The organism is Acutalibacter caecimuris, from assembly GCF_034335085.1.
GTDB lineage: Bacteria > Bacillota > Clostridia > Oscillospirales > Acutalibacteraceae > Acutalibacter > Acutalibacter caecimuris.
The window spans coordinates 1-4,381 of record NZ_JAWXXJ010000065.1; the positions used below are offsets into that span (position 1 = coordinate 1).

The 4,381-nt window shown below is 50.4% G+C and carries 4 protein-coding genes; all 4 read left to right on the forward strand.

All coding sequences use genetic code 11. The annotated features are described in order from the left end of the window. The first annotated feature begins 517 nt into the window (after window positions 1–517). Window positions 518–727, forward strand: coding sequence for a hypothetical protein (locus tag U8U01_RS17015; protein WP_304433415.1), 210 nt, complete (start codon window positions 518–520; stop codon window positions 725–727). Continuing rightward, window positions 715–2,055 (forward strand): MobP3 family relaxase, encoded by a 1,341-nt coding sequence (gene mobP3, locus U8U01_RS17020; protein ID WP_322176781.1) that lies wholly within the window; start codon window positions 715–717, stop codon window positions 2,053–2,055. Before U8U01_RS17015 ends, mobP3 begins: the two co-directional genes overlap by 13 nt. Before the next feature lie 63 nt (window positions 2,056–2,118). Beyond that, on the forward strand, window positions 2,119–3,036 hold the full coding sequence (locus U8U01_RS17025) for a DUF3991 and TOPRIM domain-containing protein (RefSeq protein ID WP_304432807.1): 918 nt from the start codon (window positions 2,119–2,121) through the stop codon (window positions 3,034–3,036). Further along, on the forward strand, window positions 3,015–4,381 hold a 1,367-nt coding region (locus U8U01_RS17030), incomplete at its 3' end, for a type IV secretory system conjugative DNA transfer family protein (RefSeq protein WP_322176782.1). The genes U8U01_RS17025 and U8U01_RS17030, both read left to right, overlap by 22 nt.

Genomic DNA, 4,381 nt, shown 5'->3' on the forward strand with positions numbered 1-4,381 from the left:
GGCCGTGTTGGGCCTTTGTGGGCCGGGTTTGGAAAGTCGCTGGTTTTATGGGATTGGGGGCGGTTTCGGCAAGGTCAGAAAAGAAACTTTCGACTGGGTCGAAAGTTAAGCGGGAGAAAATGCAGGGGTTGCTGTTGCACCCCTGCATGGTTCACCGCGCCCGGCAATGCCGGTCCCTTCGGGCTTTTTCGGGCTTTCTGGCCAGAAAATAGAAAGGGGTTGCTAAATTCGTATTCAGAGGAAAATGGGGTTGCAAACCGGATAAACGGCGGTATTCCGCCAAATATTCCGGGGTTGCGCCGCCAGAAGGGAGTGTTGCAAGATTTCGGTACCAAAGGACAAATATAAATTCGCGTTATGGCTCCATCCGGACACGCTGGCGAAGGTCAAGGAGCTGTACCGGCAGGATGATTGCCGCAGTAAATCTGAGTTTATCGAAAAGGCAATTCGTTTTTATATTGGCTGCCTTACTGCCGAGGATGGCACGTCCTATCTTCCCAATGCTTTCCTCTCCAACATGAAAAGCATTGTAGCGGAAAGCGATAATCGTCAGAGCAAGATGATTTTCAAGCTGGCAGTGGAGCTGGCCATGCTCATGAACGTGGTTGCTGCCAGCAGCGAGATAGACGAGATATCCCTGGCCCGGCTGCGTGGAGAGTGTGTTCAAGAAGTAAAAAGACTCAACGGCAATTTCCGTTTTGAGGACGCGGTCGAGTGGCAAAGTTAGTCACGAAGTTTAAGTTCTTGAAACCGGGCGCCCGGCAGGGGCGCGGAGGGTACGCAAAATATATTGCTACCCGTGATGGTGTGGAGAAAATTGATGATACCAAAAAGTTTGCGCCAGTCAGTTGGAATCAGAAGAAATTGATTGCCAAAATCCTGCGTGACTTCCCTGACAGTAAAGAAATGTTAGAGTACGAAGATTACCGGCAGAAACAGACAGTGGAATCTGCATCGGAGTTCATCTCCCGTGCTATTGAGGACAATGCCGCTGTCGCGCTGAATGCCAAAACCTATGCGGATTATATTGCCACCCGCCCCCGTGCTGAACGCTTCGGCTCCCATGGACTTTTTACGGACGATGGTGTGCAGGTGAATCTTGCGGAGGTGTCTCGGGAGCTCAACGAATACGGCGGCAATGTGTGGACGGCGATTATTTCTCTGCGCCGGGAGGACGCGGAGCGTCTTGGCTTTGACAACGGCTCCCGCTGGCGAGATATGCTGCGCACCCAGACCCAAGCGCTCTCAGAGAACCTGCGCATCCCTATGGGACACCTGAAATGGTTTGCAGCTTTTCATAACGAGTCGCATCATCCTCATGTGCATCTTATTGCGTACTCCACGGTGGAAAGCGAGGGCTATCTCACCAAGCAGGGTGTGCAAAAACTGCGCTCCGCTTTTGCAAAAGATATTTTTGCGCAGGACTTGCTGTGTATCTATGAAAAGCAGACGGAGCATAGAAACCGCCTGCGTTCGGAGAGTAAAGATGTGCTGGCGGAAATCGTTTCGCAGATAAATACTGGCGGCTATTCTGATCCGCACTTGGAGGAGCTGCTGGTGCAGCTTGCACGGCGACTCTCACGCACCAAGGGCAAAAAGGTCTATGGATATCTGAAAGCAGATGTGAAAACGATTGTGGATTCCATCGTCGATGAGATCACAAAAGACAATCGCATTTCCGCGCTTTATGATTTGTGGTATGAGCAGAGGGAGAATGTGCTGCGCACCTACAACAGCAGTTTGCCAGAGAGGATACCGCTGTCGCAGAATAAGGAGTTCAAATCGATTAAGAACGCCATCATCCAGGCTGCTATAGATTTGGTTCTGGATAGTCAGCAGGAGCAGGTCGCAGCTGAAGATGATGTTGAAATCGCACACAGGCAATCGCTATCAGTTGCTTGTACTGGCATTGGTATGAACGCTTTACGCTTAATCCAGCAGACCAGTCAGATCCTGCAAAATGAAGTTAGACCCATATACCAAGACAGGAGCACCGACCGCAAACTGCGCCGGAAGATCAATGAGAAAAAACAGGCGCAAGGTTTGCGGCAATAACAAAAATACTGTGAGAAATGCTCTGCGCCATTTGGTGCGGGACATTTCTCGGAAAGGAGTTCCATGTCAGGATATATTCCTTTTACAGATGAACAAAAAGAAAAAGCAAGGCGTACCGACCTAGCATGCCTGCTCCGCAGCCAAGGTGAAACCTTGCGCAAGTCCGGCTCAGAATTGGAATGGCTGAACGGTTCTCAGAAGGTCACTATCCGGGGAAACCTTTGGTTCCATCAGTATGAGCAGGTGGGCGGCGATTCCATCGACTTCGTAAGAAAATTCTACCAAAAATCTTACCCGGAAGCAATGGAATATTTGCTGGGCCGGAGTGATGGTATGCTTTCCGTTATGCCGCCTGCGCAAAAGGCACCGTCCAAGTTCGAACTGCCTCCCGCCAACGACAATATGCGGCGGGTATTTGCCTATCTGTTGAGCAAACGAGGTATTGACAAGGATGTGTTGTATGCTTTCGTTCACAAGAAGATGATTTACGAATCCGCACCGTACCACAACGTGGTGTTCGTTGGCTTTGATAAATACGGCATCCCTCGTCACGCAAATAAGCGGGGAACCAGTTCTGCGTCCACCTACAAAGGCAATGCTGTGGGAAGTGTACCAGAGTACAGTTTTCACTGGAATGGTAGGAGTGACCGCCTCTATTTGTTCGAGGCCCCCATTGATATGCTGTCTTTTATCTCCATGAACAAGAACGGCTGGCACAATCACAGCTATGCGGCGGCCTGCTCTGTTTCGGACAAGGTGCTGTTTCAGTTCATGACGGATAACCCCCGCATCAATAAAGTGTCCATCTGTTTTGACAGCGATAATCCGGGCCAACTTGCTGCCCAGCGGATTACCGCAAAACTGGTCATGCAAAATATAGAATCAGAAATCCTCGTGCCGGTCAATAAGGACTGGAACGAGGATTTGCTATGTGGCGAGGGATTGGAGGTTGAGGAATCATGCCAAATATTGCGCCGTTGATTTTTGTGGCTGCGCTCATGTTCTGCGTTCTCAGCGGGGTGACGTTGCTGGCGCATATCTACAACCTCAATAATATCAAGGCAAAGACGGTTGGCGATGGACAGCACGGTACGGCTCGGTGGGCAACGAAAGCAGAGATAAGAAAAGTGTACCAGCACGTCCCATTTACGCCGGAACGCTGGAGAGAGCAGGCTGCTCATGGTCAGGAACCTACGCTGGAAAATGGGCAGGCACTCCCCCAAGGCATTGTTATGGGATGTACCGGCAGAAATGAAACTATTGCCATGGTGGACACCGGCGACGTTCACACGATGATGATCGGTGCGGCTGGTGTTGGGAAAACCGCTTATTGGCTGTATCCCTGCATTGAGTACGCCTGTGCATCCGGCATGAGCTGGTTATCAAGCGATACAAAGGGGGACCTGGCACGAAATTATGGCGCCATTGCAGAAAGATACGGCTACCATGTTTCGGTAATCGACCTGCGCAATCCCACCCGCTCCCACGGAAACAACCTGCTCCACCTGGTCAACAAATATATGGACGCTTACCTGGAGTGTCCCGACCAGCTTGCCTACAAAGCCAAGGCTGAAAAGTACGCAAAAATCATCGCCAAGACCATCATCATGTCCGGCATGGACGGTGCGTCCTTTGGGGACAACGCCTATTTTTACGATGCCGCTGAAGGACTGGTGGCGGCTACCATTTTATTGGTAGCAGAGTTCTGCGAACCGCAAAAAAGGCATATCGTGTCCGTGTTCAAAATCATCCAAGAGTTACTGGCACCCTCTCAGCAGAAAGGGCAAAACCAGTTCCAGCAGCTCATGGCCATGCTGCCCAATGATCACAAGGTCAAATGGTTTGCCGGGGCAGCGCTGAATACCTCCAAGGAATCAATGGCAAGCGTTATGGGTACGGCGCTGTCGCGGCTTAACTCGTTCCTCGACAGCGAATTAGAGCAAATTCTGTGTTTCGATACAGAGATAGACGCCGAAAGATTCTGCAATGAGAAGTGCGCCGTGTTCGTTATTTTACCGGAGGAAAATCCCAACTCGTTTTTTATGATTTCGCTGATTATCCAGCAGCTCTACCGAGAGATTCTCTCTGTAGCCGATGAAAACGGTGGAAAGCTGAAGAATCGCTGTGTTTTCTTTGCGGACGAGTTTGGAACCATTCCAAAGATTGAATCTGCCGAGATGATGTTTTCTGCCTCCCGCTCCCGCCGTTTGCAGATTGTGCCTATCATCCAATCCTTTTCACAGCTGGAAAAGAACTATGGCAAAGAGGGTGCAGAGATTATCGTAGATAATTTGCAGGATATCATCTTCGGCGGTTTTGCACCCAA

Bases quoted from the DNA above. Each gene is read 5' to 3' on its own strand.
- U8U01_RS17015 (WP_304433415.1), top strand. From the start codon at position 518: ATGAAAAGCATTGTAGCGGAAAGCGATAATCGTCAGAGCAAGATGATT.
- U8U01_RS17025 (WP_304432807.1), top strand. From the start codon at position 2,119: ATGTCAGGATATATTCCTTTTACAGATGAACAAAAAGAAAAAGCAAGG.